The organism is Microbispora sp. H10949, from assembly GCF_014161435.1.
In the GTDB taxonomy this organism is placed as follows: Bacteria; Actinomycetota; Actinomycetes; order Streptosporangiales; family Streptosporangiaceae; genus Microbispora; species Microbispora triticiradicis.
The window spans coordinates 136,505-159,160 of record NZ_JABBWZ010000002.1; the positions used below are offsets into that span (position 1 = coordinate 136,505).

Consider the following 22,656-nt stretch of genomic DNA (forward strand, 5'->3'; position numbering starts at 1 on the left):
GGCGTCGCTCAGTGCGGCAGCATGACGGAGGTGGAAGGGAAAGGATCACCGCTGTGGCGTGACCGGAACTTCATGGTCTTCTGGGGATCGCAGACGCTGTCGGTGGCGGGGGACTCGTTCGCCCTGATCGCCGTCCCGCTGCTCGTGCTGCACGTGACCGGGTCGGTGGCGCGGATGGGGCTGCTGACCGGCCTCGCGAGCGCGGCGTCGGTGGCGGCGGGGGTCTTCGCCGGGATCCTCGCCGACCGGCTGGACCGCAGGCGGCTGCTGATCTGGTGCGACCTCGCCAGGATGGCGTTGTACGGGATGGTGCCCGTCGCCTGGGCGTTCGGGCCGAAGATCTGGCTGCTCTACGTGGTTTTGCCGGCCGCCGAGGCGATCGGCATGGTCTTCCAGGTCACGTATGTCACGGTGGTGCGCAACCTGGTCGAGCCAGGCCGGATCACCGAAGCGAACGGGCGGCTCGGCGCCACGTCCGCCGCGGCGGGGATCGGCGGGCCTCTGCTGGCCGGGGTGGTCGCGGGCTGGGCCGGGCCGACGGCCGCGATCGCGGTCAACGCGGCCAGTTTCGGGATCTCCGCGCTCGGCGTAATGCTGATCAGGTTCGGGCGTCGGCCGTCAGCATCGGCCCCGGAGGTGTCGGGGGCGGGGGAGGCCGGCGAGGACCAGGAGCGCCAGGAGGCCCGGGGGCATTGGCGGGAGCTGCTCGCCGGGGCCCGCTTCCTGTGGCGGCAGCCGGTGCTGCGCGCCCTGACCGTGCTGCTGTCGTTCTTCATCTTCCTGACCCTCGGGCTGACCGACGTGCTGATCTATCACCTCAAGCACGACCTCGGCCGGTCGGACGGGGCCGTCGGAGCCGTGCTCGCGGTCGCCGCGCTCGGCACCGTCGCCGGTTCGCTCCTCGTCGGCCCCGTACGCCGCAGGCTGGGGTTCGGCGCGTCCTGGATCGGGGCGATCGCGGTCGCCGGGCTCGCCGTCGTGGGGCTCGGCGCGTCGGGCGGTGTCGTGGGGGCCGCGGTGGCGGCCGCGGTCTACCTCGGCTGTGTCAGCGTGGCCGGGATCGCCTCGATGTCGCTGCGTCAGCAGGTCACCCCCGACCACCTGCTCGGCAGGGTCACCTCCGCCTTCTGGACCATCCACTTCTCGCTCGGGCCGGCGGGGGCGGCCGTGCTGACCTGGGGCGCGCAGCGCCACGGGGTGGCGGTGGTCTGCCTGCTGGCGGGGGCGGCCTGCCTGCTGATCGCGCTCGCCGCGTTCTTCACCCCGATCCGGCAGCCGAACCCCGAGCTGTCCGGCGCCGCGGGCTGACGTTCACCCCTCTCGGCTCCCGGCGCTGGAAGAGGTGCCGGAAGGGGCGCCGAACGCGGCGGTCAGGGCCGCGCGCAGGGCGTCACGCTCCTTATCGCCAAGCCGGGGCGAGTCGGAGGCCCAGGCCACGTAGCAGTCGGGCCGCACGAGCAGCACGGCAGGGGCGTCCCGGTCCGCCTTGCCGGTGACGAGGTCGACGCGGTCGCGCCACCCCTCCAGCGCTCCGTCCAGCGCGGCGTCCGGCGCCGCGTCAGGCGTCAGGTTCAGGAGCAGCGGGCGGGCCGCCCTGGTCAGCTCGGCCAGCCGTACCGGGCCGGTCTCCGTCTCCAGCGTGAGATCGGGGGCGGGCCGGCCGGCGAGAGGGTGGTCCCCACCGAGGTCGTACCTGATGTCGGCGCCGGACATCATGTCGGCGATGTGCTTGATGGTCCGCTCGTCCCGCAGCAGCTCGGTGAACAGCACGCGCAGCGCGGTGACCTCCGGCCCGGGCGCGATCAGCGCCGACTGGGCCTGCGTGTGCATGACGACGCGCTCGGCGGCCGGCCGCCGCTCGGTCTCGTACGTGTCGAGCAGGCCGGGCGGCGCCCACCCGCGGATCTCGGCGGCCAGTTTCCAGCCCAGGTTGACCACGTCCTGGAGACCCAGATTGAGGCCGGGGCCGCCGATCGCGCTGTGCACGTGGGCGGCGTCGCCGGCCAGCAGCACGCGGCGGTCCCGGAACCGCTCCGCCAGGCGGGTGTTGCCGCCGCTCAGGCGGCGCAGCAGGTGCGGGCCGTCCCCCTCGGGCGGGCCGAACGGCAGGTCGGCGCCGAGCACCCGGCGTACGCTCTCCCGCAGTTCGTCGAGCGTCGGCGGCCGGTCGCCGCCGCCGTCCCGGTTCCACTCCGTGGTGTTCACGAGCGTTCCGGTGGGGAACGGCGCCCACACGAACAGGCCGTGATCGGTGCGGTGGTGCATGAACGGGGGGATCAGCCCGTAACCGGGTACGTTCAACCCGCCGGTGGCCGCGTCGACCAGCTCCACTGGCACGGTGACGTGCGCGCCGACGGAGACCGAGCCGTCCCTGGTCACTCCGGGAAAGCCGATGCCGCACAGCTTGCGGACGCGGCTGTGTCCGCCGTCCGCGCCGACGAGGAACCGGGTACGCAGCGTGTAGGGGCCATCGGGTCCGGTGACCTCCACCGTGACCCCGTCATCGTCCTGGGCGAGCCCCGTCAGCTCGTGGCCGCGGAGGATCTCCACGCCGAGTTCCCGGGCGCGCTCCTCCAGGACCTGCTCCACCCGGCGCTGCGGCACCGCCAGCCCGTACATCGGGTTGTCGTCGAGCCTGCTCAGCTCCAGGGGCAGCGCGCCGAAGACGAAGGCCGGGCTCGGCCGGGGCGGCTCGGCGCCGCCGCTGAGGCGCTCGTACAGGCCGCGCCGGTCGAGGGCCCGCACGACCTGGCCGACCAGCCCGTTGGCCCGGTTCTCCTTGGTGTTATCGGGCAGACGCTCCAGCACGATCGGCCGTACGCCGCCCAGGCTCAGCTCGCAGGCGAGCATCAGCCCGTTCGGCCCGGCTCCGGCGATCAGGACGTCGACGGTCATGGTGGTTCCTCCTGGTTTTCCGTGCATGACGAAGTTGTCGATTTCGGGCATGGCGCATCCACCGGGCGGCGCCGGTGTACGACGGTGCCCGCGGATCAGGGGATGGGGAACGGCCGGGCGGCGTGCCGGAGACACGGCACGTCACTCACCCCGAGTACGGCCGTTCCGGCGCTCCTGGAACTGGATCGGTGAGATCCGGCGGCCTGCGGATCTCCGGTGGCGACTACGACGATCGGGGTTCGGGCAGGCCGGCGGCGAGCAGGCCGAGCGCGTCCTCGACGAGTGGTCTGACAGGCACGGGCGGGTCGGCCCGCAACCACTGGTCCATCGCCACCCTGATCGCGGCCCCCGCCGCGCCCGCCACCAGGCGTGGGTAGAGGTCGTGGGCGATGTCGGTGCCGGTCCGCTCGGCGATCGCGGCGGCCAGTTCCTCCTCGGCGACGGCACTGGCCTTGAGCATCTCGCCCTGCAGCGAGGGTTCGTCGATCATGAGCCGGATGCCGGCCTGCCAATGCTGGTCCGGCCGCCGGTCGTCGTAGTCCGCACCCATCGCGAGCTGGGTGATCACAGCGCTCGTGATGGCCTCCCACAGGGGCTCCGACACCGGACGGCGGCGCAGCTCCTGCGCGATCAGGCGGGCGCGGTCGAGGTGCCTGGCGGCGATCGCCTCGCCCTTGCTGGAGAAGTAGTTGTTGAAGGTCCGCGGCGCCACCCCCGCGGCCGCCGCGATGTCCTCCACGCGAACGTTCTCCAGCCCGCGCTCCGCGACGAGCTTGATCGCCGCCCAGCTCAGCGCGATGCGCGTCTCCTGCTTCTTGCGCTCGCGCAGCCCCGGGCGCCCGTCATCCCCGCTCACACGGACCACCATACAACTAATTGCGCGCTACGCAAGGATGCGTAGCGCGCAATTTTGCGGAATATGCAATTTTCGGTGAGTGGCGCGGTCGGGTCAGTCGCGGGAGCCGGCCAGGCGGACGAACTCCTCCAGGGAGAACCGGCCGTCGGCGTCCACGTCGGCGTCCCGGTCCAGCGCGGCGATCGCCTCCGGCGGCAGGCCGGGGAAGTGGGAGAGCAGCTCCGCCTCGGTGATGAAGCCGTCGCCGTCGCGGTCGATCGCGTCGAATTCACGCTTAAGGGTCTCGAACCGCTCGTGGCTGAGCTCGTGAGTCACAGTGACCTGCCTTTGCCGTCAGTTGGCTGGAACTCCAGACAACCTATGCCGTGGCCTGCCAAAGATCGACGGCCGGTTCCCCTGCCGGGCCCGGTGACGCCGTCCCGGAGAGGCGTGACGCGCCGGGTGAGCGGCGCAGGCGCTGTTCGCGAGGGTCAGGGGCACATAATGAAAGGTGATGGACACGGAGAGTGATCGGCGCGTCGACCGGGGGGCCCGCGGGATGATCGACGTCAGCGTCGTCGTCCCGGCGTACAACTGCCGGGCGTCCCTCGACCGCTGCCTCACCTCGCTGCTGGTCCAGCGGGTCGCGAAGGAGATCGTCGTCGTGGACGGCGGGTCCCGCGACGGGACCCGCGAGCTGCTCGACCTCTACGCCGCCTGTCACCCGCGAGTGATCACCGTGATCCACGACCGGCACCCCTGCACTCCGGGCGCCGCCCGTAACAGAGGGCTCGCCCGCGCGGCCGGGCGGTACGTCTTCTTCTGCGACGCCGGGGACCGTCTCGCGCCGGACGCGCTGACGCCGCTGGTCGCCGCGGCCGACCGGAACGGCTCGGACGTCGTCGTCGGAAGGGTCTCCGGCGCTCGCGACGGGCTGCGGGACAGCGCCGACCGGGCCTCCTTAGCCGCGGTCTACGACGACCTGACGTGCTTCAAGCTCTTCCGCCGGGCCTTCCTGGAACGGCACGCCCTCCGCTTCGACGAGACGCAGCGGACCGGCGAGGACATGGCCTTCACCGTGCACGCCTACTGTCACGCCCGGGTCGTCTCCGTGGTGGCGGACCACGACTGCTACCACGCCGAGGCCACCGGAGCGGAGGGCGCGGGAACCGGAGACGCCGAGGCGGGGTGCGTGGCCGACCCCCTGACCCGGCTGCGCCTGGTCCGCACGCCCATCGAGGTGATGGCGCGGCACGTGCCGCCCGGCGCGCTGCGCGACCGGCTGCTCCTGCGGCATCTGCGCCGTGACGTGCTGGCCCGGCTGGGAGCGCCGTTCCTGGACGACGACGAGGCGGACCGCGAGAAGATCGCCGTCGAGGTGGCCGACATCTGCGGCCAGTGGCTGACGCCCGGTGTGCGGGCCGCCCTCGACGACATGGACGTCGCCAGGCTCGCCGCGCTCGACGACACCGCCCGTCTCGTACGGCTCGCGCGGGTCGAGGCCGCGCCGCTGCGCCACCGCCTGACCGATGTCTCCTGGCGCGGCGATCATCTGCTGGTCGGCGGACATGCCTGCCTGGCCGGACCACCCGCCGCCACCGCCGCCACCGCCACCGCACCGGGCGAGGGCGGCTTGGGCGGGGTGGTGGGGCTGCTGCTGCGTGAGCGCCTCTCCCGGGAGGAGCGGGCGCTTCCCGCGCTCCACGCCACCGGCTTCTTCACCGTCCTGATCGACGTGGCCGCGTTGCCGCCGGGCGTGTGGGACGTCCACGTGTTCGTCGAGTGCGAGGGCGTGCGCAGGCCGGCCCGGTTCGGCTCCAGCCGCGACCCGGGGGCCGGCGTCCCGGGCCCCCGTCTGGTGAACGGCGTCGCCGTGGTGCCCTTCCTCACCCGGTCGCACGGCCACCTGTCGATCGACGCCGGAGGGCACGCGGCCGGCGTCCCGGCCGCCGCACGGCTGACCCGGGTCCGCAGGCGGGCCCGGCGGCTGCTGGTCGAGGGGCACGTGCGGGTCGGCGAGGAGCCCGCCGCCCCGGCCGTACGGCACCTGGTGTGGCGTGAGCGCGGGCCGGGACGGGAGTACCGGGAGCGAGCGGTGGCCCTCTCATCAGAGGGGTTCGCGGCCGAGACGGACGTTCCACCGCCCGGCACCTGGGACGCCTACCTCGAACTCGACCTCGGCGGGCCGCCGGTGCGCCTCCCGGTCAAGGTGGAGGCCGCGATGGACGCGCCCGCCCGGACGATGCGGTGGTGGCGTGGCCCCCTGCGGTTGACGGCCAGGCCGTACGCGACGGCGGTCAACCGGCGGCTCAGCCTGTCGGTACGCGTGGACACCCCGCTGACCCTGGTCAATCGGGTGATCCGGGCCGTGCGCCGGCGCTAATTGCGAATTAGTTGCAACTACAACCCCGTGCTCTAAAGTGGACTTGAGGACTGCCCGTTTCAGAGGGGTTTGATCGTGCACGTACCCGATGGGTTTTTCGACGTTCCCGTGTCCGTCGGCGCCGGAGTCTTCGCGGCGGCCGGCGTGGCCGTGTGCCTGCGGGGCGCCCGCCGGGAGCTCGACGACCGCACCGCTCCCATGGCGGGCCTGGTGGCCGCGTTCGTCTTCGCGGCGCAGATGCTCAACTTCCCCGTCGCCGCGGGCACCAGCGGGCACCTGCTCGGCGGGGCGCTGGCCGCGATACTCGTCGGGCCGTACACCGCCGTGCTGTGCGTCGCGGTCGTGCTGCTCGTCCAGGGGTTCTTCTTCGCCGACGGCGGGCTGACCGCCCTCGGGGTCAACATCACGCTCATGGCGATCGTCACCTCGGTCGTCGGCTGGGCGGTGTTCCGGCTGGTCACCCGGACCGGCCCGCGCCGGCGCGGCACGCTGGTGGCCGCGTCGTTCCTCGCCGCGCTGGTCTCGGTGCCCGCCGCGGCGCTCGTCTTCACGGTCCTGTTCCGGCTCGGCGGCACCGCGCCGATCGACCTGGGCGCGGTGGCCGCCGCGATGGGCGGCGTACACGTGCTCATCGGGCTGGGGGAGGGCCTCATCACCGCGCTCACCGTGAGCAGCGTGCTGGCCGTACGGCCCGACCTCGTCTACGGCGCGCGCGGGACGGCCGGGCCACTGGTGCTGCGTACGGCCGAGGGGGAGGTCGAGGTCGGCGGGCGGTCCGCCGAGAAGCCCTCGGCGGGGATCGGGCTGCGTCCGGTCCTGGCGGGTGGCGCGATCGTGGCCGTGCTGCTGGCCGGCGTCGTGTCGTTCTACGCCTCCAGCGCCCCCGACGGGCTGGAGAAGGTGGCGTCCGACAAGGGGTTGAGCGCGCAGGAGAAGCCGCACGCGGCGGAGGACGCCCCGCTGGCCGGATACTCCGTGAGGGGCCTGAGCGACCAGCGGCTCTCCGGAGGGCTGGCCGGGGTCGCGGGCGTCGCGCTGACCGTGGCGGCCGGCGGCGGGGTGTTCTACGCCGTCCGGCGACGCAGGCGCCCGACCGGCGGGGTGTCGCCCGCGGGCGCTCCGTGAGCCCTTTCCGAGTGTCCCGTGAGCTCTTCCACGCCTCGCGAGCACCCGCGTGAGCCTCTCCGCGAGCCCTGCCGGCCCTCACGCGCGGCGGGCGGCGGCGGGTCGGCCATGATGGCGGTGTGAGTGCGAAGTGACAAGCGAAGTGATGGTGGCGAAGTGACGGGCGCCGGATGAGCGCCGGGCACCATCATCCGATCTACCGGCCCGCCGACACGCCCGTCCACCGGCTGCCGCCCCAGTGCAAGCTGGTGGCGGTCGTCGTGTTCGCGGTGTGCGTGGTCGCCACGCCGCGCGAGCGTTTCTGGGCGTTCGCCGTCCACGCGCTGCTGCTGGCCGCGGTCGCGGTGGTCGCGCGGGTGCCCGCGGGGGCGATCGCGCGGCGGATGGTGATCGAGGTGCCGTTCGTGCTGTTCGCCCTGGCGATCCCGGTGATCGGCACCGGTGAGCGGGTCCAGGTGCTCGGAGTGTCGCTCAGCCTCCCCGGCCTGTGGGCCGCCTGGAACATCCTGGCCAAGGCGACGCTGGGCGTGGTCGCCTCGATCCTGCTCGCGGCCACGACCGAGCCCCGGATGACGCTGCTCGGCGCCGAACGGCTGCGGCTGCCCCGGCTGCTCGTGCAGATCGCGACGTTCATGCTGCGCTACCTCGACGTGATCCTCGACCAGATGCGGCGCATGCGGGTCGCCCGCGAGTCGCGCGGATTCGTCGCCCGGGACCTGCGGCAGGCCCCGGTGCTGGCGAAGTCGGCCGGCGCCCTGTTCATCCGGGCGTACGAGCGGGGGGAGCGGGTCCACCTCGCGATGCTGAGCCGGGGCTACACCGGCGAGATGCCGACGATTAGGGATATATCGGCGTCTGGGCGAGACTGGGGGACGGCGGCTATCCTTCCCTGCCTCGCCGCGGCGACGGCCCTACTGGCGTGGAGCACCACATGACCTCCGGCAGCCCCTCGCTCGTGGTGAGCAGGCTCGCGTACGCCTATCCCGACGGGACGCAGGCGCTGTACGGCGTGGACCTGACGATCCGGCGGGGGGAGCGGGTGGCCCTCCTCGGCCCGAACGGCGCGGGCAAGACCACGCTGGTCATGCATCTCAACGGCATCCTCACCGCCGGGCACGGCACGGTGGAGGTGGGCGGCCTTCCGGTGCGCGCCGACACGCTGCGGGAGATCCGCCGCCGCGTCGGGCTGGTGTTCCAGGATCCCGACGACCAGCTCTTCATGCCGACCGTCCGCGAGGACGTCGCGTTCGGGCCGGCCAACCTCGGCCTGCGCGGCGCCGAACTCGACCGCCGCGTCCGTGCCGCCCTGGAGCGGGTCGGCATGCTCGACGCCCTCGACCGGCCGCCGCACCACCTGTCCTTCGGCCAGCGGCGCAGGGTGGCCGTGGCGACCGTGCTGGCGATGGAGCCGGAGATCCTCGTGCTCGACGAGCCCTCCTCCAACCTCGACCCCGCCTCGCGCCGGGAGCTCGCCGAAATCCTCAGAAGCCTGGACGTGACCGTGCTGATGGTCACCCACGACCTGCCGTACGCGCTGGAGCTGTGCGAGCGGTCGCTCGTCATGTCCGATGGGGTGATCGCCGCGGACGGGCCGACACACACGCTCCTCGCCGACGGGCGGCTGCTCGCCGACCATCGGCTCGAACTGCCGTACGGCTTCGCCGTGCCCGCTCACCCCGGGTGATGAATAAGTAAAGTGGGCGCAGCGGAGGAGGTCACACGTTGAAGCTGCGGCTCGCGCGCCAATCGCTCTCCAACGCCGTCGTGGTGGCCGTAGAGGGTGAGCTCGACCTGTTCACGGCGCCGTTCCTGCGCGACGAGGTGCGTGACGCCATAACGAACGACAACCCGACCCTCGTGCTCGACCTCGGCGAGCTGTCGTTCATGGACTCCAGCGGCCTGAGCGTGCTGATCGAGGCCTGGCGGCTGGCCACGAGCGAGGGCGGCGGGGTGAGCCTCGCCTCCCCGCAGCCGCCGGTCGCCCGCATCCTGCGCACGACCGGGCTGGACCGGCGGATCAAGGTCTATCCGGACGTCGATACCGCGATTTTGCGCCACCCCGAGTAGAACTTCATTCGGTTATCGCGTTAGGGTCCGGCTATGGATCTGAACGGAGCAGCAGCAATCATCTCGGGCGGCGCCAGCGGCCTCGGCGAGGCGACCGCCCGCGAGCTGGCCCGTGTCGGCGCGACCGTGGTCGTGGCCGACCTGAACGCGGAGCGCGGCAAGGCGCTGGCCGACGAGATCGGCGGCGTGTTCGCCCACACCGACGTGGCGGACGAGGCGTCGGTGCAGGCCGCGGTGGAGACGGCGGTCGCCACCGGGAAGCCGTTGCGCGCCGTGGTCAGCAGCGCGGGCATCGGCTGGGCCCAGCGCACCGTCGGGCGGGACGGCTCTCCGCACGATCTGGCGTCCTACCGCAAGGTGATCGACGTCAACCTGATCGGCACGTTCAACCTCATGCGCATCGGCGCGGCGGCCATGGCCAGGACCGAGCCGGCGGACGAGGACGGCGCCCGCGGCGTCGTGGTCAACACCGCGTCGGTGGCCGGCATCGAGGGCCAGACGGGCCAGGTCGCCTACTCCGCGTCCAAGGGCGGGATCATCGGCATGACCCTGCCCGCCGCCCGCGACCTCGCCGTGGTCGGCGTCCGCGTGCTGACGATCGCGCCGGGCATCATCGACACCCCCATCTACGGCAAGATCGGCGACCAGGACGCCGAGGCGTTCAAGGCCAAGCTGATCGGGCCGGTGGCGTTCCCGAAGCGGCTGGGCAAGGCGTCCGAGTTCGCCCACCTGGTCCGCACGCTGATCGAGAACGACTACATGAACGGCGAGGTCATCCGCTTCGACGGCGGCATCCGTTTCCAGCCCAAGTGACAGGTGAGGTCAGGTTGTCCGAGGTTGACTCCGGACCGGCCGCCGCGCCGGACGAGGTGCTCGTAGAGATCGTCGACGGCGGGGTGGCCGTCGTCACCATCAACCGGCCGAGGGTCAGGAACGCCGTGAACGGCGCGGTGGCGCGCGGCGTCGCGGCCGCCCTCGACGAGCTCGACGCCAGTCCCGAGGTGTCGGTGATCGTCCTGACCGGGGCCGGCGGCACGTTCTCGGCGGGCATGGACCTGAAGGGGTTCCTCACCGGCGACATGCCCACGGTCGAGGGCCGGGGCTTCGGCGGCATCACCGAGGCGCCGCCGAAGAAGCCGATCATCGCGGCCGTCGAGGGGTACGCGCTGGCAGGTGGGTTCGAGCTGGCGCTCGCCTGCGACATCGTCGTCGCCTCCGAGGACGCCAAGTTCGGCCTGCCGGAGCCCAGGCGCGGGCTCGTGGCCGCCGCGGGCGGGATCATGCGGCTGCCGCGCCGGATTCCGTACCACGTCGCGATGGAGATCGCGCTGACCGGAGAGCACTACCCGGCCACCCGGCTTTACGAGCTGGGGCTGGTCAACCGGGTCACCTACCCGGGCGAGGCCCTGCACGGCGCGCTCGAACTGGCCCGCACGATCGCCGCGAACGCGCCGCTGGCCCTCGCCGCGACCAAGCGGGTCGTCGTCGAGTCGGCCGACTGGTCCAGGGAGGAGATGTTCCGGAAGCAGGGCGAGATCATCGGCCCGGTCTTCACGTCCGGCGACGCGATGGAGGGCGCGGCGGCCTTCGCGGAGAAGCGCCCTCCCGTCTGGAAGGGCGAGTAGCCCCTGCTCCGGCACGTCACTCGGGGCGCTCCGCGCGGTGTCCGTTCCGGGCGCTTCGCGCGGGGGCGCCCCGAGCCGTTTCCCGGACCTGCCGCGACCGGTCGGCGGCGGCCCCGCTCGCTTCGACGGCGACCGGGGCCGGGACAGGTCCGGGACAGGTCCGGGACAGGTCCGGGACAGGTCCGGGACAGGTCCAGGACGGCCGTCCCGCCCCGGCCGGGACGTCTCCTAAACCTGGCGGCGGACGGCGCATCGCCCGCCGTGACGACGCGCCGATCCCCTCCGTCCGCCTAGGTTCCTCGTGTCGATCATGCGAACGAGGAGAGGGTGATGGGGCGTGCGAGCTGGTCGTAGTGCCTGGCTGGCGGCCGGGGCGGTGGCGGGGCTGCTCGTGGGCGGCGGGGGAATCGCCGTGGCCACGACGGTGGCGACGACCTCGCCGATTGTGGCCTGCGTGGGCTCTGACGGGGTCATGCGGGTGCCCCGGGGGGAGGAGGAGTCGGTCCAAGCCGGTACCGCGGGTGTGCAGGCCTCCGCCGGCACGTGTCCCGTCGAGTACCGGACCGTTTCCTGGAACGCCGCCGGACCCCAGGGCCCCACCGGACCGACCGGGCCCCAGGGGTCCGAGGGAGAGACCGGTCCGCAAGGGCCGCAGGGCCCGGCCGGTCCTCAGGGCCCCAAGGGGGACAAGGGCGAGCCGGGCGCGACGTACGGGAAGACCTACCTCGCGGAGAAGAGGTTCATCAGCACGCCCGGAACGTATGATGAGGTCGCGAGGATCCCCGAGTTGCCCGCTGGAAACTACGTCATCCAGGTCAGCGTCATCGTCGGTCCCCGAAGCAGTAAGGCGTCTGCTTTAGAGGCCGAGTGCGACGTTCACACGCCCGCCGGCACCACCTCCGCCTCGTCCCAATCCGGCAGTGCCGCGCCGGGCACGACGCTTCTGCTCGCGTTTCCGGCCACCGCCAAGCTGACCACCCCCAGCCCGGTGATCCTCAGCTGTATGGGTTACAGCACGGCCACTGACATCGCCGTGAGCGGCAAGCTGCTGGTGACCAGCGTGCCCGAGATCGTCACGACCTTGCGGACCGGCGCGCCGTCCGCCACCCCGTCGGCCCCTCCGACCGCCACGCCGACAGCTACCTCGACCGTCACGCCGTCCGCCACCCCGTCGGCCCCTCCGACCGTCACGCCGTCGGCTCCTCCGCCCGCCACGCCGACCGTCACACCGTCGCGCTGACGAAGCCGTAGGACGGCCTCAGCGCAGGCGGTGAGCCGCTCGACGGGAATCCCTCTCGTCCTCCGGCGGGCGAGAGCGAGATGTCAGAGGGGGTCACCGAGGGGGCCGTACTCCTCCTCCAGGGCGTCGGCCCAGTGGGCGGCCCAGTCCGGTTGGGTGCCGTCCACGTCGGTGAAGCCGTACTCCTTGTACAGCTCCCAGGTGGCCAGGGCGCGTCCGGTCTTGGCCATGACACCGGGGCCGGCGGCCAGGGCGGCGACGGCCCGGCCGAGGTACGCGGGGGTCTCGGAATAGGCGAAGTGCGGGTCCTCCGCCACCGCGTCCCGCCAGCCGGCCTCGGTCACGCCGAAGTGGTCCAGCACGGCCTCCGAGCGCAGGAAACCCGGCGTGAGGGCGACGGCCGCGACGCCGTACGGCTTCAGCTCGGCGGCCTGGGCGACGGCGAGCCGGATCACGGTGGACTTGGCGATGTCGTAGAAGAACGAGCCGCGATAGCGGGCGGTGTTGCCGTCGGTGACCTCCACGACCAGACCGCTCCTGCGCGCGACCATCAGCGGAAGCGCGAAGCGGCTCGTGACGACGTGGGTCTCCACCGCGCGGCGCAGCAGCCGCAGGCCGGTGTCGAGGTCCTGCTCCCACAGGGGATGCTCCCAGTCGGTCAGCGCGTCGCCGCCCCAGACCCCGTTGACCAGGATGTCGAGCCGGCCGTCCTGCTCGGCGACGATCCGGCCGACCAGGGCGCGCACCTCCTCGGGCTCGCTGTGGTCGGTGCGTACGACGATGCCGGTGCCGCCCGCCGCGGTGACGCGGGCGGCGGTCTCCTCGATGGTCTCGGGACGGTCCAGGTCCGAACGGCCGGCCGTGCCGCTGCGACCGGTGACGTAGACCGTGGCGCCGGCGGCCCCGAGCTCGACGGCGATACCGCGTCCGCCGCCCCGCGTGCCTCCCGCGACCAGCGCGATCTTCCCGGCGAGTGGGCTGGTTGTCGTTCATCGCTTCTCCTCGGTGCGGATGTGGGGCGACAGGAGGGTGGTGACCGCCCGCCGGAGCCGCTCCGCCAGGGCGCCCCGCCGGTCGAGGGCCCAGGTCAGACCGGTGCCGGTGATCAGCGCCTGGACGGACTCGGCCAGCGTGCCGGTGTCGGTGCCGGCGCGGAGTTCACCCTCGGCCACGGCCTCGTCCAGCAGGGCCAGGATCGCCTCGCGCTGCGCCTCGTGGACGACCAGGGCGTACTCGTGCAGCTGTGGATCGGTGAGGTCCATGCACAGGAACGCCAGGTGATTGGCGAAGCGCTCTGGTGTGTCCATGAGGGCCATCGACTCCTCGGCGAGCGCCGCCAGCGCCGCCAGCGGGGAGGGGCGCCCCTGCCGCGACAGCTCGTGGTGTGCTCGCGCCTCGTGCGCGGCCTGCCGCGCCAGTGCCACCAGCAGACCGCGCTTGGACCCGAAGCGCTGCACGAGGGTGCCGGGCACGAGCCCCACTTCGTCGGCGACCGCGGCGAGGGTCAGCCCGGCCGGACCCACCCGGCCGACGACCTCGGCCACCGCCCGCAGGATCACCGAATCGTCCACGCCCCGGGGGCGTCCCGCCATCGGCCCCTCCTCATTCATAAATGAACGTGCATTTATAAATACAGCCGATCGCCGTTCACCGCAACCCGCAGGCATGATCGGGGTGGTTCCGGGCAGTCCGCTCGTCCATGGGCGTGACTGCGTACGGTGAATCCATGAGTGTATCCGAGCCCGGGCTGCCCCCGTCCGGCCGGTCGATGCGGGAGCGCGCGTCCGAGCTGCTCACCGGCGCCCTCGGCAGCGCGATCCTGATGATCGTGCTCGTGTCGGCGATGTGGGCGATCGAGATCCTCGACTACGTCGAGAACAACAGACTCGACAGGTACGGCATCGTCGCCCACGAGCCGGACGGGCTGCCCGGGATCTTCTTCGCCCCGTTCCTGCACGCGGGCTTCGCCCACCTGATGGCCAACTCGGTGCCGCTGCTGATCCTGGGGTTCGTGGCGGCCATCCGGGGCATCGGCCGGTTCCTCGCCGCGAGCCTGATCGTCATCCTGGTCAGCGGCATGGGCGTCTGGCTCACCAGCCCGCCCGACACGCTCACGATCGGCGCGAGCGGCCTCGTCTTCGGCTACTTCGGCTACGTCGTGGCCCGGGGCCTGTTCGACCGCCGGGCTCTCGACATCGTCCTCGGCGTCGTGGTCGCCGTGCTGTACTACTCGATCCTGTGGGGGGCCCTGCCCACCCAGCCGGGCGTCTCCTGGCAGGGCCACCTGTTCGGCCTCATCGGCGGCGTGATCGCCGCCTGGCTGCTCCGCCGCCGGCGGGCCTACTGAGACGCGGGCTCAGGACCCGGGCGGCGGCCCGGCGGTCCCCATGTCGAACGCTCCGGGGTCGTCGACCACCCGGCAGGGCTTGACCGGGCCGTCCGTCAGGCGCCCGCTGAACTGCCAGGCCACTCCGGGGTGGGCGGTGTCCGGCGGCACCGGATTCTCGTTGATCTCGATCAGGACGATCTGCCCCGGCCCGATGAACCGGGGATAGATCGTGATGCCGTGCTCCGGCCGGATGGCCCGGGCCGAGGCCGACTTCTGCGCCTTCTTCCGGATCCGCGCCTGTACGGCCGGATCCTTGCTCGTCGCCTCCTCCTTGGAAAGGGACAGGTGGTCGCCCGCGACGACAGGGGTGCGTCGTTCGGCGCATCTCTTCCCGAGCGGCAGATAGGTGACGTCGGCCCGCACACCCATCTTCGCCAGGTCCCGCTCGACCTGGTCCGGGTCCCTGAACTCGTTGATCTGAAGGCTGATGGAGCCGTCGGGGTGCCTGGTCAGCGCGTACGCCGGGGTCTGCTGCCCGGCCACGAGCGGCACCGCGACAGCGGTTGCGGCGGCGACGGTGACCGCGGCGCCGGCCAGGAAGCGGGGCCGGAGGATCCGGCGCACGCCCGGCGCGCGCGCCCGGGCCTCCCGTGCCACGATCTCCGCCTTGAGCTCCGCGAGCAGCCTGTCCTCGAACGTGTCGTTCACTTCGTTCCTCCGATCAGCTCCATGACTCCGGGGACGCGCTGGATCCGCCGCCGGGCGCGGTGCAGCCTGACCCGGGCGGCGCCCTGCCCGATGCCGAGCGCGGCGGCGGCCTCGGCGGGGCTGAGCCCGTCCACCGCCACGAGTTCGAGCAGCGCGCGGTCGCCGTCCGGCAGATCGGCCATCGCCTCCAGCGCCAGGCGGGCCGGCGACTCGGCGTCGACGCGTTCCTCCAGGCGGGCGATGTCGTCGGCGTCGAGCAGGCGGCGGCCCGCGATCCGGCTGGTGGCCCGCAGCTCCCTCGCCGTACGGCGGCGCTGCGCCAGCACGGTGTTGCGCGCCACGCCGTACAGCCAGGCGATCTCGCTGCCCCGAGCCGGCCGGTAGGTGTGCGCCGAGTCGAGCACGGCGAGGAACACCTCGGCGGTGAGATCGGCCACCAGGTGCGGATCGGCCACCCGCCTGGCCAGGAACCGCGTCACGGCGTCGACATGCCGCCGGTAGAAGGTCTCGAAGGCGTCGGGATCTCGGGCGAAGTCCGCCGGACCGGTCTGTTCACGGCGCACCGGCGCTCCCCTCGGTCGTGTGGATCAACACACCCCTGCTTGGACGGAGCACTCCGTACCGTTACAAATTCGAGGAGAAAAGAAAAAGCCGACGGCCGGAGACCGTCGGCGAGAACGGCGGCCGCACGGGAGGCGGCCGCCGGGAAGAACCGTCAGAGGCGCTCGACCACGTAGTCGACGCAGACGGTCAGCGCCTCGACGTCGGCCGGGTCGACGGCCGGGAACATCGCGATACGCAGCTGGTTGCGGCCGAGCTTGCGGTACGGCTCGGTGTCCACGATGCCGTTGGCCCGCAGCACCTTCGCCACCGCCGCCGCGTCCACGGAGTCGTCGAAGTCGATCGTGCCGACGACGTTGGAGCGCTGCGCCGGGTCGGCCACGAACGGCGAGGTGTACGACGTCTTGTCGGCCCAGGTGTACAGGCGCGAGGCGGAGTCGGCCGAGCGGGCGGTGGTCCACCCGAGGCCACCCTGGCCGTTCATCCAGTCGAGCTGGTCGGCCAGCAGGAACAGCGTGGCGACCGCCGGCGTGTTGTAGGTCTGGTCCTTGACCGAGTTGTCGATCGCGGTCGGCAGGCTGAAGAACTCGGGGACGAACCGGCCGCTCTCGGCGATCTCCGTCACCCGGGCCAGCGCCTTCGGCGAGAACAGCGCGATCCACAGGCCGCCGTCGGAGGCGAAGCTCTTCTGCGGCGCGAAGTAGTAGACGTCGAAGTCCTCGGCGGCGACCGGCAGGCCGCCCGCGCCGCTGGTGGCGTCCACGAGGACGAGCGACCCGTCGTCACCCACGCGCTTGATGGGCATGGCGACGCCGGTGGAGGTCTCGTTGTGGGTGAGCGCGTAGACGTCCACGCCCTCCTCGGCGACCGGCAGCGGGTGGGTGCCCGGCTCCGATTTGATCACCGAGGGGTCGGCGAGCCAGGGGGCCTTCTTCGCGACCGTCGCGAACTTCGAGGAGAACTCACCGAAGTTCAGGTGCTGCGACTTCTCCCGGATCAGCCCGAAGGAGGCGATGTCCCAGAACGCCGTGGTGCCGCCGTTGCCGAGCACGACCTCGTAGCCCTCGGGGAGGGAGAACAGGTCGGTGAGGCCGGCGCGGACGCGGGCGACGAGGTTCTTGACGGGCTTCTGCCGGTGGGACGTGCCCATCACCTTCGCGCCTTCGCCGGCCAGGGCGGCGAGCTGCTCGGGGCGTACCTTCGAGGGCCCGCAGCCGAAACGGCCGTCGGCGGGCTTGATGTCAGCGGGAATCACGATGTCAGCCACGGTTCAAGCCTAGTGAGACCTGCGAATGCTCTAGACCATGGTCCGGATGATGAGACACCTCACGACCTCGGCAGCGGACCGTCGCTTGAGGCAACGGGGGCATGCCGTCCTTGACCGGGCTTGTCTTTTGGTCTCCCGCGGGCCCTTTCCTGTCTTCTCATCTTCCAGGCATTGGATGCCCGGTGCTGTGATACTGGTCGTGTGACTCGTCGAGTGCCTACCTCCCCCGGCATTCCGCTGTACTGCACCGCGGTACGGGCGCGCTCGTAGGGCGAGCGGCCGTGCGTAGGTCTTTCACGTTCCTGTTGCGCCCGACCCGCCATCAGCGCATTGCGCTCGTCGCGTGCCTGGAGGATCACCGGCAGCTCTACAACGCGGCGCTTGAGCACCGTCGTACGGCCTATCGGATGGCGGGGGTGAGTGTCGGGTACGGCGACCAGTCGGGGGAGCTGAAGCACATTCGCGCTGACGACCCTGATGGGCAGGGCCGGTGGTCGTTCTCCTCTCAGCAGGCCACTCTGCGCCGACTGGAAAGGGCGTTCGCGGCGTTCTTCCGCCGTGTCAAAGCCGGTGACAAGCCCGGCTTCCCGCGGTTCAAGGGCCGCGGGTGGTTCGGCACGGTGGAGTGGCCCAAGGACGGCGACGGCTGCCGGTGGGACTCCCAGCCTGAGCACCCGACGGCGACCTACGTCCGCCTGCAGGGCGTCGGCCACGTCCGCGTCCACCAGCACCGGCCCGTGCGCGGGCGGGTGAAGACGATCGCGGTGAAGCGGGAAGGCGACCGCTGGTACGTGGTCGTGGCGTGCGATGAGGTCCCCCCAGGACCTCTGCCGGCGACCGACGCGGCCGTGGGCCTCGATATGGGTGTGGCGTCCCTGGTCACCACCTCGGACGGGGAGCATCTGGCCAACCCGCGTCATCTGGCCGCGTCCGCTGACAAGCTGGCCGCCGCTCAGCGGGATCTCGCCCGTAAAAAGCGCGGCTCCCATCGCCGTCGAAAGACTGTGGCCAGGCTTTCCGCCCAGCATGCGAAGGTTCGCCGTCAGCGGCTGGACGGCGCGCACAAGGTTGCGCTCGGGCTGGTAGGAGCCTACGGCGTGATCGTGCATGAGGACCTGCGGATCGTGAACATGACCCGGTCGGCGTCCGGCACGATCGAGGCCCCTGGCCGGAACGTCGCCGCCAAAGCCGGGCTCAACCGCAGCATCCTGGACGCGGGTTGGGGGGTGTTCCTGCGTGTGCTCGCGTACAAGGCTGAAAGCGCCGGTCGCGAGCTGATCGCGGTGAACCCCGCCGACACCTCCCGCACGTGCGCCCGCTGCGGGCACGTCGCCAAGGAGAACCGCCACACCCAAGCCGAATTCGCCTGTACGGCCTGCGGGCATACCGCGCACGCCGACGTGAACGCGGCAACCAACATCCTCAGGGCAGGGCTTGCCCTTCGCGACGCCGTACAAGCGGCTTAGCGAGAAGCCGCTCCCTTCGGGGAGCGGAGGAGTCACGGTCGAGTTTCAGAAGCACGCACCACCCTGAAAACGGACTCCGCCTCCCGGGAGACATCCACGTGGCCGACGTGCACGGCGTCATCGAGAAACTCGTCCGCAGGCCGTTCTTCTGGTTGCCGGACCAGCCGCTTCCCCTGGTGTTCGTCGTCGAGCGGGACGGCGACGCGTTCGAGGCCGCGCGCCGTCTCGCCGCGCCGTTCGAGGACTGCCTCCCGTACGCGTCGGTGGCGGCCGGCCGGTACGGCACGCTGCACGAGCTCGTGGACGCGCTGGCCGGGGAGCAGGGGCAGCTCGGCCGGCCGGTGGGCGGCTCGTTCCTGCCGCCGCCGCGTTTCTCGCTGGTGCAGTTCGTGCTGTGGGCGCGCAGGCAGCGCGGCCTGCCGCCGGAGCCGGACCGCGGTGGAACGCCGCCCCCGCGCTGGCCCGACCCGCAGTCGCGGGGGAGCCTGGAGGAGTTCAAGGAGCGGCTCAAGCTCTGGCGGGGCGGCAGGCACGGCGGGCACCAGGGCCGCAGGACGGCGGCCGACTTCTTCGGGCGCGCGGCGACGACCTGGCTGCCGGTGGGCACCCTGGCCGCGGTCCTGCTGAGCACCCAGGTGGCCGGCGACCACGCGCCCTGGTGGCTGGACAGCGCGCCCGACCTGGTCGGCGTGCTCCCGTGGGCGCTCGGCCTGCTCGTCTTCGCGGCCGGCACGGTCGTCCAGGGGCTGCTGTCGGTCCGTGGATCGTTCTTCAACGGCTGGTTCCGGCGGCAGCCGTACCTGACCAGGAAGCCGTTCGAGCGGCTGTCGCAGTACGCGCTGCGGGTGGCGAGCGCGAGCGACGAGGACGCCGACCGGTTGCTGGTGCACGCGTTGTGCCAGGACCTCCACCAGGCGTACCAGAAGTGGATCATTCCGTGGCCGAGCTGGGGCCGCGGCCTGTACGGCCTGCTGGTCCTGGACGCCACCCTGCCGGGGTGCGCCAACGAGCGGTTCCTGCGCGTCCTGGAGGAGACCACCGAGGAGACCGGCCTCCTGCCGCCGATGCTGGTGCTGGCCGCGGTGCCGGAGTCGAAGGCCGCGGAGGCGAGGGCGGTCACGGGAGGCCGCCTGACGGAGTTGCCGGCGCTGGCCGACGCCTGGCGGGCCCGGGTGCGGCGGCAGGTGCCGCCGCTGCGCCTGCTGGCCGCCACGTCCGGCCCCGCGCCCGACGACGACCACCGGCCGCGGCTGCTGCCCAGCCGGATGCGGGCGATCGGGTACTGGTGCGTGATCGCGCTGCTCGTCGTCGGCCCGGTGACCCTGGCCTGGAGCATCTACCAGGACCAGAAGGCGCGCTGTGGCGGCCTGTCCTGGGCCGAGCTGGTCGGCGACGAGTGCGTCGGCGTCGTCAACGCGGACGGCCGGGCCCCCGAAGACGTCTTCGGCAGGAACATCGGCGCCGTCGTGAAGCGGATCGACGAGAACAACGCCGCCGCCCGGAACGTCGGAGCGTACGTGAACGTGGTCCTGTTCGGGGAGTACTCGATCAGGAGCCCGCGGCCGGACGGCGAGCCCGCCGAGCCCGGCGAGGACGCGCCGGAGGAGGACAGCAGGGTGTCCGGGGCGCTGGCCGAGCTGAAAGCCGTGGAGCAGTACCAGCGCACCGTCCGGAACGTTCCCCGCCTCCAGGTTCTGATCGCCAACGCCGGGACGGACTTCCGCCAGGGGCGCCGGGCCGCCCGGCTGGTCAGCAGGCTGGCGGCCGAGGACCCGCACACGCTCGGCGTCATCGGCTTCCCGCGCAGTGTCAAGGGCGTCGAAGAGGCGATCAGCGTGCTGCACCAGGCCAAGATCCCGATGCTCTCGACCACCGCGACCGCGGACGACCTGGGGTACGTGCCCGACGTCGCCGGCGCCGGCGAGATCGGGACGGCGCCCAGGCGGCCGTCCCCCTACTACTTCCGCATGGGCCCGACGAACTGGCGCGAGGCGCAGCTCGTCGCCCGGTTCATCCGCCGGACGCTGCTGCCCGGGAAGTCCTCGCCCACCGCGGTGATCGTCCAGGACCGGTCACCCGGCGACAGCTACACCAACAACCTCGCCCGCGACTACAAGGAGGCGGCCGGCGACCAGGGGATCGAGATCTCCGAGCGTGACGAGGTCTACTACACCGTGGACGGCGGCGGGATCGCCGAGGCGACGTCGGTCGCCTGCGGGCGCCATCCCGACGTGATCCTGTACGCGGGCCGGGCCACCGAGTTCCTCGGCTTCGTCGACGCCGTCGAGAAGTGCAGCGACGGCCAGGTCAAGGTGATCGCGGGGGACGACGTGATCAAGGTGGTCACCGACCATGGCAAGGAGATCGGCGACTACGGGCGCGTGCAGGTGTACTACGCCGCGCTCGCGAGCCGGGAACTGTGGCGGGATCCGTCGCGGGACCACGGCACGCAGCCGACCGGGTTCATCCAGGCCCTCTTCGGCCGGAACTCGACCGAGTCGGAGGACAACCTCATCCTGGGCTACGACGCGGTCGAACTCTTCTACGACTCGGCCAACCGGGCGTACCAGGGCAGGAGGCTGCCCAGCAGGGGAGACCTCCTCTACCGGCTCGCGCTCGTCTCGGGGCGGCTCGCCAGGAACGGTTCGAGCGGAGTGATCGACTTCGGCGGCCGGGAGGCCCACGACCCCGTGGACAAGACCATCGCGATCATGCGGGTGCAGGCCGGCGGCGGCGTGAAGGTGGCGGTCCGCTGCGGGCGCCTCAGCCTGCGGGAGTCCGCGCCGCCCGGCGGAGTCTGCGACCACCTTCCCGACGTGTACGGCGAGGACGGCGAGCCCCGCCGCTGAGCCCTGACGGTGAGCGGGGCGGGCGCGGGGGACGGCCGAGGGTGCGCGGCCCTCTCGGAAAGCCGCGGGCCCTCGGCAGCCCCTCGGGCGGCTCAGACCCTGCCGACGACCTCGCCGGCGCCGGGCACGTCGTTGATCGAGCGCTGCTTCGGGCCCACGTAGTTCGCGCTGGGGCGGACCAGCCTGCCCGTGCGCTTCTGCTCCAGGACGTGGGCGGCCCAGCCGGCGGTGCGGGCGCAGGTGAACATCGAGGTGAACATGTGCGACGGCACCTCGGCGAAGTCGAGGACGACCGCGGCCCAGTACTCCACGTTGGTGGCGAGAACCCGGTCGGGCTTGCGGGCGTGCAGCTCCTCCAGCGCGGCGGTCTCCAGCGCGGCGGCGACCTCGTAGCGCGGCGCGCCCAGTTCCTTCGCCGTACGGCGCAGGACGCGGGCACGCGGGTCCTCGGCCCGGTAGACCCGGTGGCCGAAGCCCATCAGGCGGTTGCCCTTGTCCAGCTCGCTCTGGACGTACTTGCGGGCGTCGCCCATCTGCTCGACGCCCTCGATCATGTGCAGCACCCGCGCCGGGGCGCCGCCGTGCAGCGGGCCGGACATCGCGCCGACCGCGCCCGACAGGGCGGCGGCGACGTCGGCGCCGGTGGAGGCGATCACGCGGGCGGTGAACGTCGAGGCGTTCATGCCGTGCTCCGCGGCGGACGTCCAGTACGCGTCGATGGCCTTGACGTGCTTGGGATCGGGCTCACCGCGCCAGCGGACCATGAAACGTTCAACGATGCTCTCGGCCTCGTCCACGCGCTTCTGCGGGACCATCGGCAGCCCCAGGCCGCGGGCCGACTGCGCGACGAACGACAGGGCCGTGACCGAGGCGCGTGCGAGATCGTCGCGGGCCTGGTCGTCGTCGATGTCGAGCAGCGGGCGGAAGCCGTACGCGGGCGCCAGCATGGCCAGCGCGCTCTGTACGTCTACTCGGATGTCGCCGGAATGGACGGGAACGGGGTACGGCTCCGCCGGGGGCAGACCCGGCTGGAACTTGTCGTCGACGAGCAGGCCCCAGACGTTCCCGAAGGAGACGTTGCCCACGAGTTCTTCGATGTCGACGCCCCGGTATCGCAGGGCGCCCCCTTCTTTGTCCGGTTCCGCGATCTCGGTCTCGAACGCCACCACGCCTTCGAGCCCGGGTTTGAAGTCGGACATTCTCGGCCGCCTCCCTCTCTTGTGAAGTCCAGAGCCTTGATGTCGAGATACCGGCGGGTCAATTTAACCCGCAGTGTGACGCTGTCGTGTCGCCGCCCCTCCCCCAC

At 72.1% G+C, this 22,656-nt stretch carries 20 protein-coding genes and 1 pseudogene; 12 read left to right on the forward strand and 9 right to left on the reverse strand.

The annotated features are described in order from the left end of the window. Positions 1–30: 30 nt before the first annotated feature. Positions 31–1,308, forward strand: coding sequence for an MFS transporter (locus HHX40_RS04830; protein ID WP_220498722.1), 1,278 nt, complete (start codon positions 31–33; stop codon positions 1,306–1,308). Positions 1,309–1,311: 3 nt separating this feature from the next. On the opposite strand, the gene HHX40_RS04835 is transcribed toward HHX40_RS04830, so the two are convergent. The 3 genes from HHX40_RS04835 to HHX40_RS04845 all read right to left on the reverse strand — a co-directional run bounded on the left by HHX40_RS04835 (position 1,312) and on the right by HHX40_RS04845 (position 4,066). Next, on the reverse strand, positions 1,312–2,895 hold the full coding sequence (locus HHX40_RS04835; RefSeq protein ID WP_182879595.1) for an FAD-dependent monooxygenase: 1,584 nt from the start codon (positions 2,893–2,895) through the stop codon (positions 1,312–1,314). 223 nt (positions 2,896–3,118) lie between these two features. Continuing rightward, positions 3,119–3,751, reverse strand: a complete 633-nt coding sequence (locus tag HHX40_RS04840) for a TetR family transcriptional regulator (RefSeq protein WP_310737947.1) — start codon at positions 3,749–3,751, stop codon at positions 3,119–3,121. 93 nt (positions 3,752–3,844) lie between these two features. Next, entirely contained in the window at positions 3,845–4,066 is a 222-nt protein-coding gene (locus tag HHX40_RS04845; RefSeq protein WP_182879597.1) for an EF-hand domain-containing protein, read from the reverse strand. 178 nt (positions 4,067–4,244) lie between these two features. On the opposite strand from HHX40_RS04845, the gene HHX40_RS04850 reads away from it, so the two are divergent. The 8 genes from HHX40_RS04850 to HHX40_RS37550 all read left to right on the forward strand — a co-directional run bounded on the left by HHX40_RS04850 (position 4,245) and on the right by HHX40_RS37550 (position 12,170). Further along, the gene (locus tag HHX40_RS04850; protein WP_182879598.1) at positions 4,245–6,113 is read left to right on the forward strand and encodes a glycosyltransferase family 2 protein; all 1,869 of its coding nucleotides are present in this window, start codon (positions 4,245–4,247) and stop codon (positions 6,111–6,113) included. Positions 6,114–6,188: 75 nt separating this feature from the next. Beyond that, positions 6,189–7,238, forward strand: coding sequence for an energy-coupling factor ABC transporter permease (locus HHX40_RS04855; protein WP_182879599.1), 1,050 nt, complete (start codon positions 6,189–6,191; stop codon positions 7,236–7,238). Between the two features lie 170 nt (positions 7,239–7,408). Further along, entirely contained in the window at positions 7,409–8,173 is a 765-nt protein-coding gene (cbiQ, locus tag HHX40_RS04860) for a cobalt ECF transporter T component CbiQ (RefSeq protein ID WP_182879600.1), read from the forward strand. Further along, the gene (locus tag HHX40_RS04865) at positions 8,170–8,922 is read left to right on the forward strand and encodes an energy-coupling factor ABC transporter ATP-binding protein (RefSeq protein ID WP_182879601.1); all 753 of its coding nucleotides are present in this window, start codon (positions 8,170–8,172) and stop codon (positions 8,920–8,922) included. The genes cbiQ and HHX40_RS04865 overlap by 4 nt, the downstream gene beginning before the upstream one ends. 38 nt (positions 8,923–8,960) lie before the next feature. Beyond that, a complete protein-coding gene (locus HHX40_RS04870; RefSeq protein ID WP_111699955.1) occupies positions 8,961–9,305 on the forward strand; it encodes an STAS domain-containing protein in 345 nt (114 codons plus the stop codon). Between the two features lie 33 nt (positions 9,306–9,338). Beyond that, the gene (locus tag HHX40_RS04875) at positions 9,339–10,118 is read left to right on the forward strand and encodes an SDR family NAD(P)-dependent oxidoreductase (RefSeq protein WP_111699954.1); all 780 of its coding nucleotides are present in this window, start codon (positions 9,339–9,341) and stop codon (positions 10,116–10,118) included. A 14-nt stretch (positions 10,119–10,132) separates the two neighbouring features. Then, positions 10,133–10,930 carry a crotonase/enoyl-CoA hydratase family protein gene (locus HHX40_RS04880; RefSeq protein WP_220498724.1) on the forward strand — a complete coding sequence of 266 codons (798 nt, stop codon included), beginning with the start codon at positions 10,133–10,135 and terminating at the stop codon, positions 10,928–10,930. A gap of 337 nt (positions 10,931–11,267) precedes the next feature. Continuing rightward, complete coding sequence (locus HHX40_RS37550) at positions 11,268–12,170, forward strand: collagen-like protein (RefSeq protein ID WP_220498725.1); 903 nt, start codon at positions 11,268–11,270, stop codon at positions 12,168–12,170. Positions 12,171–12,253: 83 nt separating this feature from the next. Here HHX40_RS37550 and HHX40_RS04890 read toward each other — a convergent pair. After that, positions 12,254–13,141, reverse strand: a pseudogene (locus tag HHX40_RS04890) (SDR family oxidoreductase); the annotation flags it as partial. An 18-nt stretch (positions 13,142–13,159) separates the two neighbouring features. Further along, positions 13,160–13,762 (reverse strand): TetR/AcrR family transcriptional regulator, encoded by a 603-nt coding sequence (locus tag HHX40_RS04895; RefSeq protein WP_182879602.1) that lies wholly within the window; start codon positions 13,760–13,762, stop codon positions 13,160–13,162. A gap of 134 nt (positions 13,763–13,896) precedes the next feature. Between HHX40_RS04895 and HHX40_RS04900 the strand changes: the two genes are divergently transcribed. Next, the gene (locus tag HHX40_RS04900; RefSeq protein ID WP_220498726.1) at positions 13,897–14,517 is read left to right on the forward strand and encodes a rhomboid family intramembrane serine protease; all 621 of its coding nucleotides are present in this window, start codon (positions 13,897–13,899) and stop codon (positions 14,515–14,517) included. A gap of 9 nt (positions 14,518–14,526) precedes the next feature. Here the strand turns inward: HHX40_RS04900 and HHX40_RS04905 are convergent, their stop codons facing one another. The 3 genes from HHX40_RS04905 to serC form a co-directional block, all read right to left on the reverse strand. After that, entirely contained in the window at positions 14,527–15,207 is a 681-nt protein-coding gene (locus HHX40_RS04905) for a hypothetical protein (protein WP_182879603.1), read from the reverse strand. Beyond that, complete coding sequence (locus HHX40_RS04910; RefSeq protein WP_182879604.1) at positions 15,204–15,770, reverse strand: RNA polymerase sigma factor; 567 nt, start codon at positions 15,768–15,770, stop codon at positions 15,204–15,206. Before HHX40_RS04910 ends, HHX40_RS04905 begins: the two co-directional genes overlap by 4 nt. A gap of 152 nt (positions 15,771–15,922) precedes the next feature. Then, positions 15,923–17,035, reverse strand: coding sequence for a phosphoserine transaminase (gene serC, locus HHX40_RS04915; RefSeq protein ID WP_182879605.1), 1,113 nt, complete (start codon positions 17,033–17,035; stop codon positions 15,923–15,925). Positions 17,036–17,316: 281 nt separating this feature from the next. Between serC and HHX40_RS04920 the strand changes: the two genes are divergently transcribed. Continuing rightward, entirely contained in the window at positions 17,317–18,501 is a 1,185-nt protein-coding gene (locus HHX40_RS04920; protein ID WP_182879606.1) for an RNA-guided endonuclease InsQ/TnpB family protein, read from the forward strand. Positions 18,502–18,599: 98 nt separating this feature from the next. Further along, positions 18,600–21,350, forward strand: coding sequence for an ABC transporter substrate-binding protein (locus HHX40_RS04925; protein WP_182879607.1), 2,751 nt, complete (start codon positions 18,600–18,602; stop codon positions 21,348–21,350). 92 nt (positions 21,351–21,442) lie between these two features. Here the strand turns inward: HHX40_RS04925 and HHX40_RS04930 are convergent, their stop codons facing one another. Continuing rightward, a complete protein-coding gene (locus HHX40_RS04930) occupies positions 21,443–22,549 on the reverse strand; it encodes a citrate synthase 2 (protein ID WP_111699949.1) in 1,107 nt (368 codons plus the stop codon). Between the last annotated feature and the right edge of the window lie 107 nt (positions 22,550–22,656).

What these genes read in the sequence shown, in the direction of transcription:
- HHX40_RS04835 (WP_182879595.1), bottom strand. Translation starts at nt 2,895, where the DNA reads ATGACCGTCGACGTCCTGATCGCCGGAGCCGGGCCGAACGGGCTGATG.
- HHX40_RS04850 (WP_182879598.1), top strand. Translation starts at nt 4,245, where the DNA reads ATGGACACGGAGAGTGATCGGCGCGTCGACCGGGGGGCCCGCGGGATG.
- cbiQ (WP_182879600.1), top strand. Translation starts at nt 7,409, where the DNA reads ATGAGCGCCGGGCACCATCATCCGATCTACCGGCCCGCCGACACGCCC.
- HHX40_RS04900 (WP_220498726.1), top strand. Translation starts at nt 13,897, where the DNA reads ATGAGTGTATCCGAGCCCGGGCTGCCCCCGTCCGGCCGGTCGATGCGG.
- HHX40_RS04930 (WP_111699949.1), bottom strand. Translation starts at nt 22,549, where the DNA reads ATGTCCGACTTCAAACCCGGGCTCGAAGGCGTGGTGGCGTTCGAGACC.
- HHX40_RS04895 (WP_182879602.1), bottom strand. Translation starts at nt 13,762, where the DNA reads ATGGCGGGACGCCCCCGGGGCGTGGACGATTCGGTGATCCTGCGGGCG.
- HHX40_RS04865 (WP_182879601.1), top strand. Translation starts at nt 8,170, where the DNA reads ATGACCTCCGGCAGCCCCTCGCTCGTGGTGAGCAGGCTCGCGTACGCC.
- HHX40_RS04875 (WP_111699954.1), top strand. Translation starts at nt 9,339, where the DNA reads ATGGATCTGAACGGAGCAGCAGCAATCATCTCGGGCGGCGCCAGCGGC.